Genomic DNA, 13,864 nt, shown 5'->3' with positions numbered 1-13,864 from the left:
AGCCGGGTGATTACCAGCGGTAGTGGGCGAACGCCTTGTTGGCTTCGGCCATACGGTGAACGTCTTCACGCTTCTTAACAGCAGAACCTTTGTTCTCTGCTGCGTCAGACAGCTCGTTCGCCAGGCGCAGAGCCATGGATTTATCACCGCGTTTACGTGCAGCATCAACGATCCAACGCATTGCCAGAGCATTACGACGAACCGGGCGGACTTCAACTGGTACCTGATAAGTAGAACCGCCAACGCGACGCGACTTAACTTCTACAGTCGGGCGAACGTTGTCGAGAGCGACTTCGAAAGCTTCCAGGTGATCTTTACCAGAACGCTGAGCCAGGGTCTCCAGCGCGGTATAGACGATTGCTTCTGCAGTAGATTTTTTACCGTCTACCATCAGGATATTTACAAATTTGGCCAGCAGCTCAGATCCGAACTTAGGATCTGGCAGGATTTTACGTTGGCCGATTACGCGACGACGTGGCATGGAAATACTCCGTTGTTAATTCAGGATTGTCCAAAACTCTACGAGTTTATTTTGACATTAAAGTTAAAACGTTTGGCCTTACTTAACGGAGAACCATTAAGCCTTTGGCTTCTTCACGCCGTACTTGGAACGAGCTTGCTTACGGTCTTTAACACCGGAGCAGTCAAGTGCACCACGGACGGTGTGGTAACGCACACCTGGCAGGTCTTTTACACGACCGCCACGGATCAGGATTACGGAGTGTTCCTGCAGGTTGTGGCCTTCGCCACCGATGTAGGAAGTCACTTCGAAACCGTTGGTCAAACGCACACGGCAAACTTTACGCAGTGCGGAGTTTGGTTTTTTCGGGGTAGTGGTGTATACGCGGGTGCATACGCCACGTTTCTGCGGGCAGGCTTCCAGCGCTGGAACGTTGCTTTTAGCAGCCTTCACAGAGCGTGGTTTGCGAACCAGCTGGTTAATTGTTGCCATTAAAAAAGCTCCTGGTTTTTGCTTCGTACTAGCTTCGTAAACATGTGATAAATCCCCTCGTATGCACTATTGGCAAAGTACGAGGACGCAGAATTTTAGGGCTGACCAGTATGGGTGTCAAGAAATATACAACATCACTCTCATTACCAGGCCATTTGGCTGCGGTGTTGTTCGGTTAATTCAACGAAGTGATTATAGCCGACGACAGTGATTTTGTGCGAAAAATGACCGACCAATCCCCGGGCTTCCAGGTCGTCCTGCAGCGCATAAAGGGATATGGGGGCGGCGAGCAGCGATTCAAGATGGGCGCTGCCGGCAAGGCCTGCAAGCACGCCGTCCTGCAGCAGCAGCAGCGCGTCACCCTCCGCCGTCAGGCGCAGCAGCGCAGGCAAGTCACATTGGTTTGGCGAGTGGCTCAGGGTATACAGCATCAGAGGATCCTAAAACGTCATCACGGCGTCGTAGCCGGCCAGTTCGCGGCGCAGTTCGTCCGGCGCCAGCACCTCGGCATCCAGCACCCAATCGGTCACCTGGCTCAGCCCACGCTCCTGCAGCGAAGCCTGGCACAGATAGCACCGCTCCACGTCATACAGCGGCAGCACGCCGAAGGTGGCGATGTAATTGCGCGCCAAAATCTTTTCCGGTTGCTGGCCCGGCAACAGCTGCAATACGCCGTCGCCGACAAAAAACACCCCCAAATCTTCACTGAGCGCCGACGTGGCGAGCAGCGCATCCAGCCCTTCCCTGCCGCCGGCACCGCCGTGCGGCCCGTGGGTGAAAACAAAAGCGACTCGTTTCATCATATCCTCAGAACTGCACCAGACGGTCGCAACTCAGCGACGCTTCGGCCAGGGAACCCAGCCCGCTCAGGGTAAAGCCAGGCTGCAGGTTGGCGCTTGCCAGCCCCTGTTGCGCCGCCTCCTGCTCGTCGGTGACCCCACGGCGCAACGCGGCGGCTACGCAGACGTTGAGCGCTACGCCGTGTTGCTGCGCCAGTTGCGTCCAACCGCGCACCAGGTCGAACTCGTCGCTGGCGGGCGCGGTCAGCTGGTTGGCGTTCAGCACGCCCTCACGGTAGAAAAAGACGCTGGAAAGCCGGTGCCCTTTCGCCAACAAAGCCTGAGCGAACTGATAGGCGCTGCTGGCCTGCTGCGTGCCGTAAGCCGGGCCGGTGACCAACAGGCAATAATCGAGCATCAACGGTCGCTTCCCAACAGATCGCCGCTCTTGAACTGGCGGATGTACAGATACACGGTGTGTTTGGAGATGTTCAGGCGATCCGCCACCTGGTTGATCGCATCCTTGATGTCGAAGATGCCTTTCTCATAGAGGTTGAGCACCACCTGGCGGTTCTTGGCGTTATTGGACACCGAGCGGTCGGCGTTCACCTCTTCGATGGTGAACTCCAGCGTCTGCGCCACCAGATCGTCAACGGAAGACGCAAAATTCACCGACGACGGCACGTCCTGCGTGGCCGGCGGCATAAAGGTCTGCATGATCTGCGAAAACGGTACGTCGAGGTTCATGTTGATGCACAGCAAGCCGATCACCCGCTGCTCGCGATTGCGAATGGCGATGGTCACCGACTTCATCAACACGCCGCTCTTGGCGCGGGTAAAGTAGGCTTTCGACACGCTGCTGTCGTCGCCGGCCATGTCGTGCAGCATGCGCAGCGCCAGATCGGTGATCGGCGAGCCGATTTTACGCCCGGTATGTTCACCGTTGGCGATGCGTACCGCTGAGCTGTTCAGGTCTTCCAGCGCGTGCAGTACGATCTCGCAGTGGCCGCCGATCAACATCGCCAGCCCGTCGACCACCGCTTCATAGGATTTCAGGATTTCATGATCCGTTTGAGTAAACGGACGTTCATTCAGCAAATCAAGTTCGCTGGCTTCGCTGGATAAAAGCGAATTCGACATCGAAGATACCACCCTCATAGATCGCCTGTGCCAGGGGGCGCAGCTAAAACCGCTCGAACCGGATCGCTGCCGTCGTCGGCACGCCGCAGCGCGGCCGGCTGAGAGCGCCATCAAACGGCACGATGACATCCGCGGGCGAGGCGGCCGGGAACAATTTTAGGTACACGCCCTAAGGGGCAGACGCATGACTGATAAGTCAGAATTATTAGTCTAGCAAAGCGGCCGGAGCAAAGTCCTTGCGTTTGCGCGTGGTATTGACGTTAAGCCCGATGCCCGGCAGGCGTCAAGCGTTCAATGGAGAGAGAGGCGGCGGGGGCCGAAATGAAAACCGCCGCGGAGGGCATCCGCGGCGGTGGCAAACAAAGCGGCGATGTTATTTCGCTTTGGCGTCGGCTTTCGCGTCCGCCGGTTTTTCGGCTTTAGCGTCGGCTTTCGGCGCCGCTTTCACGTCCAGCAGCTCAACGTCGAAGACCAGCGTGGAGTTAGCCGGGATGCCCGGAACGCCGGTTTTGCCGTAGGCCAGCGCCGGTGGGATCACCAGCTTGATTTTGCCGCCTTTCTTGATGTGCTTCAGGCCTTCGGTCCAGCCTGGGATCACGCCGTCCAGACGGAACGACAGCGGCTCGCCGCGGGTGTAGGAGTTATCGAACTCGGTACCGTCGGTCAGGGTGCCTTTGTAGTTCACCACCACGGTGTCGCTGTCTTTTGGCGCTTCACCCGCGCCCGGCTTCTCTACCTGGTACAGCAGGCCGGATTCGGTTTTCTTCACGCCTTTTTCTTTAGCGAAGCTATCGCGGTACTTGGCGCCTTTGGTTTCGTTGTCCTTGGCGTCCTGCTCCATCTTCGCCTGAGCGGAAGCCTTCACGCGCGCTTCGAAGCCCTGCAGGGTCTTCTCGATGTCGGCGTCGTTCAGTTTGCTCTTGTTGGCGAACGCGTCCTGAACGCCGGCAATCAGCTGATCTTTGTCCAGCTTGATGCCCAGCTTCTCTTGCTCTTTCAGAGAGTTGTCCATGTAACGGCCGAGAGAGGCGCCCAGTGCGTAGGCCGCTTGCTCGTCGTCGTTTTTGAACTTGCCGGTGCTCGGTGCTGCTGCCGCGTCCGCTGGTTTAGCGGCTTCTGCCGGTTTGGCGGCATCGGCTGCCATGACCTGGGTCGCATTCAGAGCAAAAGCCATGGTGGTTGCCAGAAGCGTGACTTTAAACAAAGATTTCATCCATTTCTCCAGTGTCTGAAGCAATGCCCCAAACAATCATTAGGTAAGATAACCGGGCTACTATAGCTGCCTGAAACAAAACAAAACAGTCGCACAGGTAACCAATCGAGTCAAAGTGTGACTCCCGCTTTGCCAAGAAGTTTCCCCCTGAGTGCTACTCCCATGATAAATCAGATTTTTCTTGCGGAATATTCGGCCAGGCTCGCAAAAAACGGCAGATCGAGCGTGCAACTTTTCAGCACTTTACATTGTCGATCGCAACGTTGCGCGCCGTCTGGAGAAATAGCGCGAGCAAACCCGGCGCCAGCTGTTACCATAGCGCCGAATCAGGATTTTATCGCGTCAGAGGTAGCCTCATGCACAACGCCGACATTCAACGCCTGCTACAGCGGCTTGAAGAACTGGAGAGCCGTCAGGCCTTCCAAGAGCTCACCATCGAAGAGCTCAACCAGACCGTCATTCAGCATCAAATGGAAATGCTGAAGATGCGCGAACACCTGCGCATGTTGACCGACAAGCTGCGCTCGACCCAAACATCAATGATCGCCTCGCAATCGGAAGAAACCCCTCCGCCGCACTATTGAGGGCTCGCCATGCGGTTATTTCAGGCGTGCCAACCCTTCGACGGCACGCTCGAGATACCGGCGCGGGCACCCCAGGTTGATGCGGATAAAACCGCGCCCCTGCGGGCCGAAACCGCTGCCCATCGACGGCGCCAGCTTCGCCACCGCCACCAGCGCCTGCTGCAAGTCTGTATCGCTCAAACCCAGCGAGCGGCAATCCAGCCAGGCGAGATAGGTCCCTTCAGCCTGGGTCATCGCGCACCAGGGCGCGGCGGCCGCCAGCGCCTGCTCAAACCAACGCCGATTCTCCGCCAGGTAGTCGAGCAGCTCATCAAGCCAGGCAGCGCCCCGTTGATAGGCCGCGGTCGCCGCCGTCATCGACAGCGCGTTGAATACATCCAGCCCGTGGGCGTTCAGCCGATCGACAAACGCCTGCCGAAGCCGGGCGTTGGGGATCAGGAAATTCGAAATGCGCAGCGAGGAGAGGCCGAACGTTTTGCTGGCGGACGTCGCCGCAATCACCCGATCGCGATATTCCTCGCCCAGATGCAACACCGACGTAAACGTCTCGCCGGGCAGCAGCAGATCGGCCCAAATTTCATCGGAGATCACCGTGACGTCGTGGGCGTGGCAGAGCGCCATGAGCCGCTCCAGTTCATCACGGCGCCAGCAACGGCCGGTCGGGTTGTGCGGATTGCACAGCAACAACAGCGGCGGTTTACGCAGCGCCAGACAGGCGGCCAGCTGGTCGAAATCGATCCGGTATCCCTGCGGGGTTTCCCGCAGCGGGTTTTCAATCACCTCTCTGCCGTTCATGGTGACTATCTTGGCGAACGAGCCATAATACGGCCCCTGCACCACCACCCCGTCCCCCGGCTTGCTGAGCAGTTGGATCAGCATCGCCAGCCCCGGCACCACCCCTTCAATCGACGTGAACCACTCGCGCCGCAGCGGCAAGCCGTGCCGCTTGGCAAACCAGTCGATCGCCGCCTCATAGTAAGCGTCGTCGCGTTCGCTGTAGCCAAAGACGCCGTGGTCCACCCGCTGATGCAGCGCCTGCTGCACCTCTGGCGGGCACGGAAAATCGAAATCGGACACCCACATCGGCAACAGTTCGCTGCCGTCCAGTTGCAGATAGCGGTCGATGAAGTCCCACTTCACGGAGCCGGTGTTGTGGCGATCGATGATGGCGTTGAAATGACTCGTCATGTCAGGCTTCCTTACGCTGCAAGTCGTTCTGAGGTTGGAGTTTGGCGATACCGAAGCCGGTGAACCCATAAATCAGGGCGAACACCACCGCGGCATAACATTGGATCGCCCACGGCAGCAGATCGAGGGTGCTGACCCCCAGCGTGGTGGCCATGTAAATGCCGGCGGCCGTCCACGGGATCAGCGGTTCGATGACGGTGCCCGCATCTTCGACGGTGCGCGACAGATTTTTGTTGTCCAGCCCCATGCGTCGATAGGCCCCTTTGAACAGCTCCGCCGGGATCAGCAGCGCCAGCTTGCCGTCGCTGGTCGCGCCGGTCACCAGGATAGTGGTGGCAACGGTGGCGGCGATCAGCTGGCCGGTGGTGTGCACCACTTTCAGCAGCCGGCTGATGATCACCGTCAGCGCGCCGGTCAGCGTCAGAGCGCCGGCGAAGGAAAAGGCGCAGAACACCAGCAGGATCGTACTCATCATCGAGAACATGCCGCCGCGGTTCAGCAGGCGCGGCACATCGGCGACGATCCCTTCGACGTTATGGCCCTGAGCGGCGAACATCGACAGATTGAAACCGTCCATCAACGCATTCAGCCCCTGCTGCAGGCTAAAGCCCTGCAGCGCGACGCCGATGGCGATCGCCAGCGCGCAGGCGGCCAGCATGACGGGGATCACCGGCCGTTTGGTCACCGCGCCCCACAGCACCAGCACCGGCGGCAGGATCAGCAGCAGATTGAAGTGGTACAGCCCCTCGAGCGCGCCGACGATTTCGGTCACTTTTTCCGGCGTTGCCACGCTGCCCACCGCACCGGTGTGGCCGGCGATCAGGTACACCACGGCGGCCAGGATGAAGCTCGGCAGCGTCGTGTACATCAGATGCTGGATATGGCTGTAGAGATCGGTATCCGCGACGATGGCCGCGAAGTTGGTCGAATCGGACAACGGCGAAATTTTGTCGCCGAAGTAAGCGCCGGACACCACCGCCCCGGCCGCGGCGGCCAGCGGCACGTCCAGACCGGCGGCCACGCCCATCAGCGCCACGCCCACGGTGCCGGCCGCTCCCCAGGAAGTGCCGGTGCACACCGAGATCACGCTGGTGATGAAGAATGCGGCGATCAGAATGTATTGCGGGCTGATCAGCTTCAGCCCCCAGTACACCATGTAAGGGATTGTGCCGCTGATCATCCAGGTGCCGATCAGGCCGCCCACGCAGATCAGGATCAGGATAACCGGCATCGCCTTCGCCAGTTTGGCCACGATGGCCTCGATGATGTCGTCCCAGCGGTAGCCTTGCCACCAGGCCAACGCGGCGGCGATGGCGGCGGAAACCAGCAGCAGCGGTTCAATGCGCAGGCCAAACTGACCATAGCCGATGATGAGCAGCAACAGCATGGCCACAATCGGCAGCGTCGCCAACCCAAGGTTGAGCGTTTTCTTATTATCCATATACGGCTCCTGTTGAAGATGGGGTACTGCAACAGCGTAATGGCTTCGATAATCGGAGGATGTGAGCGCAGGCAATCGGCCATGTAATCGGTTTCATGAGGTAGCGTTGTGTGAGCCGTCTCTCATTCGCCGCGCTTGCTTTGCGCATGCGCCTCACCGTCGGTTACGGAGTCTCGCAGGATAAGTTCGGCCGAAAAGCGGTTGTTCTGCGGCGCAACGTCGCTGCCGCTGTGGATCTGCAGCGCCAGGCGCGCGGCGCGTCGGGCCATTTTCTCGATCGGGTAATGCACGGTGGTCAACGAAGGATGGAGATATTTCGCCAGGGCAATGTCGTCAAAGCCGACGATCGACAGCGCCTGGGGCAGTTGAACTTGCCGTTGATGGCAGGTGCGCATCATGCCGGCGGCCATCACGTCGTTGAACGTCACTGCAGCGGTGAAGCGTTGGTCGCTGGCCAGAACGCGCTCGGCCGCCAGTTCGCCCCCTCGCTCGTTGAAGGGCACGCTGATGATCCAGCTGCCGGGCACCTCAATTCCGGCGGCGGCCATGGCCTGGCGGTAACCCGCTAGCCGCTGCGCGCGATCGTCGATCGGCAGATCCGCCGTCACGCAGGCAATTCTTCGATGCCCCTGGCGTATGAGCAGCTCGGTCGCCGTCTGCGCCGCATTGGCGTTGTCGAGCCAGATGCAACGGTTGGCGATGGCGGGCAGATAACGATTGATCAGCACCAGCGCGGGCGTATGGGCGGCGTAGCGCAGCAGCGCCTCCTCCCCCATGCGCGTGACGTGCGCCACGATGGCTTCACATCCCTGATTGATGAGAAAATCGAGGCCGCTTTTTTCCAGCTCGGCCTGATGCCCGCCGCTGCATAACATCAACCGCACGCCGGCCTGCCGCGTGATGTCTTCCACGCCCCGCGCCAGACGCGAGAAAAACGGATCGTCGAGATTGCCGGTCAGCAATCCCAGCATATTGCCGCTTCTTTTCGCCAGCGCCAGCGCTGCGGCGTTGCGGTGGTAGTTAAACTCGCGCATCGCTTTCTCGACGCGTTCGCGGGTCACCGGTTCAACGTAGGCGGTATTATTGATCACCCGGCTGACGGTGGCCGTGGAAACGCCGGCGCGCCGCGCCACGTCTTTCATGGTGGCCATGGCATGTCCTGTTGTGCCGTTCGGCGCCCGGTGCGCCGCGCATAAAAAAGGGCAGCCGATGGCCGCCCTCTTGTCTCGTCACTGCGATCTGCTTAGTGGCAGCCGCAGCCGCCGTTACCGCAACCGCCTTTACCGTGGTCGTGGCCATGGTCGTGATCGTGGCTGTGGCCGTGACCGCCGCAGCAGCCGTCACCGTGTTCGTGGTGATGGTCGTGCTCGCCGTGTACGTGACCGTGCGCCAGTTCTTCTGCGGTCGCTTCGCGGATCGCGACAACTTCCACGTTGAAGTTCAGGTTTTGGCCGGCCAGCATGTGGTTGCCGTCAACCACCACGTGGTCGCCGTCAACTTCGGTGATTTCAACCGGTACCGGGCCCTGATCGGTGTCAGCCAGGAAACGCATGCCGACCTGCAGTTCATCAACGCCCATGAAGACGTCTTTCGGTACGCGCTGCACCAGGTTTTCGTCGTAGTTGCCGTACGCGTCGTTCGCGCCGACGTGAACGTCAAAACGATCGCCAACGTCGTGGCCTTCGAGTGCTTTTTCCAGACCTGCGATCAGAGAACCATGCCCGTGCAGATAGTCCAGCGGTGCGCTCACCGGAGACTCATCAACCAAAACACCGTCTTCTGTACGTACTTGGTAAGCCAGGCTGACCACCAAGTCTTTTGCTACTTTCATGATATCTCCTACCGTTGGCTACTAGGACGCGCACCGTTATCGGGATGCGCGCCTTTTCCGGACAGATTGTAACGGAAATCTGCCTCGCTGTACCCTCCGGGATAAAAAAACGCTACTTCGGCTGGAAAATGCCGATCACCTGCTCTTGCGGGCGAACGTGTTTTTCCACCTGTTGTTCGGTCTGGCGCTGATGGTGGCCGCACTTGACGCACTCCACCACCTCCACCTGATCCTCCCGCCATACCGCCAGCGTATCCATGGCGCTGCAGCTCGGGCACACCGCCCCGGCGATAAATCTCTTACGTGTTGCAGACATCGTTATGCTCCCGCTTATTCGTATTCGTCCCAGCCGTCGAACTGGCGACTTTCTTTTTGCATTTCGCGATGGAACAGCTCTTCCAGCTCGCGCCGCGCCTCTTTCACGCGGGAAATTTGCGCCACGTCGCCCTGATGCGGCGGCATCAGTTCACGCAGCATGCGCATATCCAGGCGGCGGAAATGCTGCTGGGCGCGGAAGGCCTGATGCGGGTGCATGCCCAACTCCATCAGCGCTTTGCGCCCCAGTTCCAGCGCGCTGGAGAAGGTCTCGCGGCTGAACTGCTTCACGCCCGCCTGCAGCAACTCATGCGCCTCCACGCGGCCGCGCGCCCGCGCCAGAATGCTCAGATTCGGGAAGTGCTGCTGGCACAGCCGCACGATCTCCATGGTGTCTTCCGGCTCATTGCAGGTGATCACGATCGACTTGGCCTTCTCGGCGCCCGCCGCGCGCAGCAGCTCCAGCTCGGTGGCGTCGCCGTAATAAACCTGGTAACCGTAACGCCGCAGCACGCCGACGGCGCTGACATCGCGCTCCAGTACGGTAATGCGCATTTTGTTGGCCATCAACAGTCGGCCGATCACCTGGCCGAAACGCCCGAAGCCGACGATGATCACCTGCGGATCGTCGTCCTCTACGTACGGCGTTTCCTCTTCTTCGCCCTTGGCGTTATAGCGACGCGCCAAAATGCGGTCGATGGCCTGCATCAGCAGCGGCGTGGTCATCATCGACAGCGTCACCACCACCAGCAGCAAGGAGAGTTGATCCGGCTGCAGCACCTTTTGCGCGCCCGCCGCAGAAAACAGCACGAAGGCGAACTCACCGCCCTGGCTGAGCACCCCGGCGAACTGCAGGCGCACCGAACTGCGCAGGCCGAACAGACGCGACACCCCGTAGAGCACGCCGGATTTGATCGCCACCAGCGCCAGCACGCCGATCAACACCTCGGCCAGATGGGTGTAGAGCACGCCGATATTCAACACCATGCCTACCGAGATAAAGAACAGCCCCAGCAGCAGCCCTTTAAACGGCTCGATGGAAATCTCCAGTTCGTGGCGGTATTCGCTCTCCGCCAGCAGCACGCCGGCGATGAAGGTGCCGAGCGCCATCGACAGGCCAAGCGTCTCCATAAACAGCGCCGAGCCGAGCACCAGCAACAGCGCAGCGGCGGTGAAGATCTCGCGCACGCCGGAAGCGGCGATATAGCGGAACAGCGGCCGCAGCAGGAAGCGGCCGCCGATCAGCATGCCGCCGAACGCCGCCACCTTGAGCGCGATCTTCGCCCAGTCGTCGCTGGTTCCACCGGCGCCGGCCAGAATGGGGATCAGCGCCAACGCCGGGATCACCGCCATATCCTGGAACAGCAGCACCGAGAAGCCGAGCTGCCCCCCTTCGTTGCGGTTCATGCCCTTCTCGCGCATCAGCTGCAGCGCCATGGCGGTGGAAGACATCGCCAGGCCGATACCGCCGATCACCGCCGCCTGCCAGGCGAAGTGCGTCAGATACAGCAACGCGCCCAGCACCGCAGCGGTGATCAACACCTGGCCGGCGCCGGCGCCGAAGATCGAGCGCCGCAGCTCCCACAGCTTGCTGGGGTTCAGTTCCAGGCCGATGATGAACATCAGGAACACCACGCCCAGCTCGGAGAAGTGCAGGATCTCGTCGACGTCGCGAATGAAGCCCAATCCCCAGGGGCCGATGGCGATGCCGGCGATCAGATAGCCCAGCACCGCGCCGATCCCCAGGCGACGGGCGATCGGCACCGTCACCACCGCGGCGAACAGGAACAGCAAAATGGCGGTCAGTAAGGTCGATCCTTCCATCGTCACCGCCCTCCGTGCGGCAGCGGGTGGCTCAGCCACTCGCCGTAGGCGTCCGCATGGCTGCGCAGCACCTCCGGCTTCTGCCGCCGCGCCCAATAGACCACGAACGGCGTCAGCCAATGCATATGGCACATCCCGGCGGTCAACTCGAACGGCCGCAGGATATCTTCCATCGGATAGTGGTTATAACCGCCGGTGCGGTAGGCGCCTTCCGGCTCACCGGTGGTGATCACCGAGCGCCAGTATTTACCCGCCAGCGCATTGCCGCCCACCCCGCTGGCGAAGCCGCGCGACAGCACGCGATCCAGCCACTCCTTCAGCAACGCCGGGCAGCTGTAGGTATACAGCGGGTGCTGAAACACGATGACCTGATGCTCACGCAGCAGCTGTTGTTCGTGATGGATATCGATAAAAAAATCAGGGTAGTGCGCGTAGAGATCGTGCACGGTGACATGTTCCAACTGCTGCGCCGGTCGAAGCAAAACCCGGTTCGCCACCGAGTCATGAGATTCCGGATGGGCATACAGCAGCAAGACCTTGGGCGGCTGCGACATCATTCCCCTCCAAAGCGTCGTCAGGGTAGCGGTTTTCCGTTACCATGCATCGCAAAGACAAAAACAGCGCGCGGTGCGCGTTCTGTTACCTTAATGATAATTTAACATACTCTGAACATACGGCGCTTTATGATTGTATTCTCCTCACTACAAATCCGACGCGGCATCCGCGTCCTGCTGGACAACGCCACGGCGACGGTTAATCCAGGTCAGAAGGTCGGCCTGGTGGGCAAAAACGGCTGCGGCAAATCCACGCTGCTGTCGCTGCTGAAGGGCGAGATCGCGGCGGATGGCGGCAGCTTTACCTTCCCCGGCAACTGGGCGCTGGCCTGGGTCAACCAGGAGACGCCGGCGCTGGACGTGCCGGCGATCGAGTATGTTATCGACGGCGACCGCGAGTTTCGCCAGCTCGAAGCCGAATTGCAGGCGGCCAACGACCGCAACGACGGCCACGCCATCGCCACCCTGCACGGCAAGCTGGACGCCATCGACGCCTGGACCATCCGTTCCCGCGCCGCCAGCCTGCTGCACGGCCTCGGCTTTTCCAACGAACAGCTGCAAAGCCCGGTGCGCGACTTCTCCGGCGGCTGGCGCATGCGCCTCAACCTGGCGCAGGCGCTGGTGTGCCGTTCCGATCTGCTGCTGCTCGACGAACCGACCAACCACCTGGATCTCGATGCGGTGATCTGGCTGGAGCGCTGGCTGAAAAGCTATCCCGGCACGCTGGTACTGATCTCGCACGACCGCGACTTCCTCGATCCGATCGTCGACAAGATCCTGCATATCGAACAGCAGACGATCAATGAGTACACCGGCAACTATTCGTCGTTCGAACGCCAGCGCGCCACCAAGCTGGCGCAGCAACAGTCGCTGTATCAGCATCAGCAAGAGAAAGTGGCGCACCTGCAAAGCTATATCGACCGTTTCCGCGCGCAGGCCACCAAGGCCAAGCAGGCGCAGAGCCGCATCAAGATGCTGGAGCGCATGGAGCTGATCGCCCCCGCGCACGTCGACAACCCGTTCACCTTCAGCTTCCGTCCGCCGGAAAGCCTGCCGAACCCGCTGCTGCGCATGGACAAAGTCAGCGCCGGGTATGGCGATAAAGTGATCCTGAAGTCAATCAAGCTGAACCTGGTGCCCGGCTCGCGCATTGGCCTGCTCGGCCGCAACGGCGCCGGTAAATCCACGCTGATCAAACTGCTGGCCGGCACCCTGGAGCCGCTGAGCGGCGAGATTGGCCTGGCGAAAGGCATCAAGCTGGGTTACTTCGCCCAGCACCAGCTGGAATTCCTGCGCGCCGACGAATCGCCGCTGCAGCACCTGAGCCGCATCGCACCACGGGTGCTGGAACAGCAGCTGCGCGACTATCTGGGCGGCTTCGGTTTCCAGGGCGACAAGGTCAGCGAAGTGACCGAACGCTTCTCCGGCGGCGAGAAGGCGCGGCTGGTGCTGGCGCTGATCGTCTGGCAGCGCCCTAACCTGCTGCTGCTCGATGAACCAACCAACCACCTGGATCTCGACATGCGCCAGGCGCTGACCGAGGCGCTGATCGATTTCGAAGGCGCGTTGGTGGTGGTCTCGCACGACCGTCACCTGCTACGCTCCACCACCGACGATCTGTACCTGGTGCACGACGGCCAGGTCGAGCCTTTCGAGGGCGATCTCGACGACTACCAGCAGTGGCTTGTCGACCTGCAGCGCCAGGAAAGCCAGCAGGACGCGCCGGAAAAAGAGAGCGGCGGCAACAGCGCGCAGGCGCGCAAGGATCAAAAACGCCGCGAGGCGGAGTTCCGTACGCAGACCCAGCCGCTGCGCAAGCAGATCGCCAAGCTGGAACAGCAGATGGAAAAACTGGGCGCCGAACTGGCGGCGGTGGAGGAACAGCTGGCGGATCCCGCGCTGTACGACATCAGCCGCAAGGCCGAGTTGACCGACTGCCTGCAAAAGCAAAGCCAGGCCAAATCCGCGCTGGAAGAGACGGAAATGACCTGGCTGGATGCGCAGGAACAGCTGGAACAGTTAACGCAGGCGTTCGAAGCCTAA

General features: G+C 60.6%; 16 protein-coding genes. 2 read left to right on the top strand and 14 right to left on the bottom strand.

Going from position 1 to position 13,864, the window contains the following annotated elements; all coding sequences use genetic code 11:
- Positions 1 to 10 precede the first annotated feature (10 nt).
- The 7 genes from rpsG to fkpA all read right to left on the bottom strand — a co-directional run bounded on the left by rpsG (position 11) and on the right by fkpA (position 4,084).
- Positions 11 to 481, bottom strand: a complete 471-nt coding sequence (gene rpsG / locus ACJ8IM_RS19405; RefSeq protein ID WP_004956203.1) for a 30S ribosomal protein S7 — start codon at positions 479 to 481, stop codon at positions 11 to 13.
- Between the two features lie 96 nt (positions 482 to 577).
- Positions 578 to 952 (bottom strand): 30S ribosomal protein S12, encoded by a 375-nt coding sequence (gene rpsL, locus ACJ8IM_RS19400; RefSeq protein ID WP_004930426.1) that lies wholly within the window; start codon positions 950 to 952, stop codon positions 578 to 580.
- 143 nt (positions 953 to 1,095) lie between these two features.
- The gene (gene tusB, locus ACJ8IM_RS19395) at positions 1,096 to 1,383 is read right to left on the bottom strand and encodes a sulfurtransferase complex subunit TusB (RefSeq protein WP_033636257.1); all 288 of its coding nucleotides are present in this window, start codon (positions 1,381 to 1,383) and stop codon (positions 1,096 to 1,098) included.
- Between the two features lie 9 nt (positions 1,384 to 1,392).
- Positions 1,393 to 1,752 (bottom strand): sulfurtransferase complex subunit TusC, encoded by a 360-nt coding sequence (gene tusC, locus ACJ8IM_RS19390; protein ID WP_033636258.1) that lies wholly within the window; start codon positions 1,750 to 1,752, stop codon positions 1,393 to 1,395.
- A gap of 7 nt (positions 1,753 to 1,759) precedes the next feature.
- Positions 1,760 to 2,149 (bottom strand): sulfurtransferase complex subunit TusD, encoded by a 390-nt coding sequence (tusD, locus tag ACJ8IM_RS19385; RefSeq protein WP_033636259.1) that lies wholly within the window; start codon positions 2,147 to 2,149, stop codon positions 1,760 to 1,762.
- Complete coding sequence (locus ACJ8IM_RS19380) at positions 2,149 to 2,871, bottom strand: helix-turn-helix transcriptional regulator (RefSeq protein ID WP_004930418.1); 723 nt, start codon at positions 2,869 to 2,871, stop codon at positions 2,149 to 2,151. The genes tusD and ACJ8IM_RS19380 overlap by 1 nt, the downstream gene beginning before the upstream one ends.
- Before the next feature lie 373 nt (positions 2,872 to 3,244).
- Complete coding sequence (gene fkpA / locus ACJ8IM_RS19375) at positions 3,245 to 4,084, bottom strand: FKBP-type peptidyl-prolyl cis-trans isomerase (RefSeq protein ID WP_016930330.1); 840 nt, start codon at positions 4,082 to 4,084, stop codon at positions 3,245 to 3,247.
- A 356-nt stretch (positions 4,085 to 4,440) separates the two neighbouring features.
- On the opposite strand from fkpA, the gene ACJ8IM_RS19370 reads away from it, so the two are divergent.
- Positions 4,441 to 4,668, top strand: coding sequence for a SlyX family protein (locus ACJ8IM_RS19370; RefSeq protein WP_004930414.1), 228 nt, complete (start codon positions 4,441 to 4,443; stop codon positions 4,666 to 4,668).
- Between the two features lie 15 nt (positions 4,669 to 4,683).
- Here ACJ8IM_RS19370 and ACJ8IM_RS19365 read toward each other — a convergent pair whose 3' ends face one another.
- From ACJ8IM_RS19365 to kefG, 7 genes are all read right to left on the bottom strand, one after another.
- Entirely contained in the window at positions 4,684 to 5,856 is a 1,173-nt protein-coding gene (locus ACJ8IM_RS19365) for a MalY/PatB family protein (protein ID WP_033654875.1), read from the bottom strand.
- 1 nt (position 5,857) lies between these two features.
- Complete coding sequence (gene nhaC, locus ACJ8IM_RS19360) at positions 5,858 to 7,297, bottom strand: Na+/H+ antiporter NhaC (RefSeq protein WP_033636262.1); 1,440 nt, start codon at positions 7,295 to 7,297, stop codon at positions 5,858 to 5,860.
- A gap of 122 nt (positions 7,298 to 7,419) precedes the next feature.
- The gene (locus ACJ8IM_RS19355; RefSeq protein WP_033654874.1) at positions 7,420 to 8,448 is read right to left on the bottom strand and encodes a LacI family DNA-binding transcriptional regulator; all 1,029 of its coding nucleotides are present in this window, start codon (positions 8,446 to 8,448) and stop codon (positions 7,420 to 7,422) included.
- A 92-nt stretch (positions 8,449 to 8,540) separates the two neighbouring features.
- Positions 8,541 to 9,128 (bottom strand): peptidylprolyl isomerase, encoded by a 588-nt coding sequence (gene slyD / locus ACJ8IM_RS19350; RefSeq protein ID WP_033654873.1) that lies wholly within the window; start codon positions 9,126 to 9,128, stop codon positions 8,541 to 8,543.
- A gap of 112 nt (positions 9,129 to 9,240) precedes the next feature.
- The gene (locus tag ACJ8IM_RS19345) at positions 9,241 to 9,444 is read right to left on the bottom strand and encodes a YheV family putative zinc ribbon protein (protein ID WP_015379274.1); all 204 of its coding nucleotides are present in this window, start codon (positions 9,442 to 9,444) and stop codon (positions 9,241 to 9,243) included.
- A gap of 14 nt (positions 9,445 to 9,458) precedes the next feature.
- Positions 9,459 to 11,267: a glutathione-regulated potassium-efflux system protein KefB gene (kefB, locus tag ACJ8IM_RS19340; RefSeq protein WP_033636264.1), complete on the bottom strand. Its 1,809-nt coding sequence runs from the start codon at positions 11,265 to 11,267 to the stop codon at positions 9,459 to 9,461.
- A gap of 2 nt (positions 11,268 to 11,269) precedes the next feature.
- Positions 11,270 to 11,821, bottom strand: coding sequence for a glutathione-regulated potassium-efflux system ancillary protein KefG (gene kefG / locus ACJ8IM_RS19335; protein ID WP_025159909.1), 552 nt, complete (start codon positions 11,819 to 11,821; stop codon positions 11,270 to 11,272).
- A gap of 129 nt (positions 11,822 to 11,950) precedes the next feature.
- Between kefG and ACJ8IM_RS19330 the strand changes: the two genes are divergently transcribed.
- On the top strand, positions 11,951 to 13,864 hold the full coding sequence (locus ACJ8IM_RS19330) for an ABC transporter ATP-binding protein (RefSeq protein WP_033636266.1): 1,914 nt from the start codon (positions 11,951 to 11,953) through the stop codon (positions 13,862 to 13,864).

Source organism: Serratia sp. CY33525 (genome assembly GCF_052169115.1).
GTDB classification, from domain to species: domain Bacteria; phylum Pseudomonadota; class Gammaproteobacteria; order Enterobacterales; family Enterobacteriaceae; genus Serratia; species Serratia sarumanii.
The sequence above is the reverse complement of the archived record's forward strand: the minus strand, read 5'-3'. Positions and strand labels throughout refer to the sequence as shown.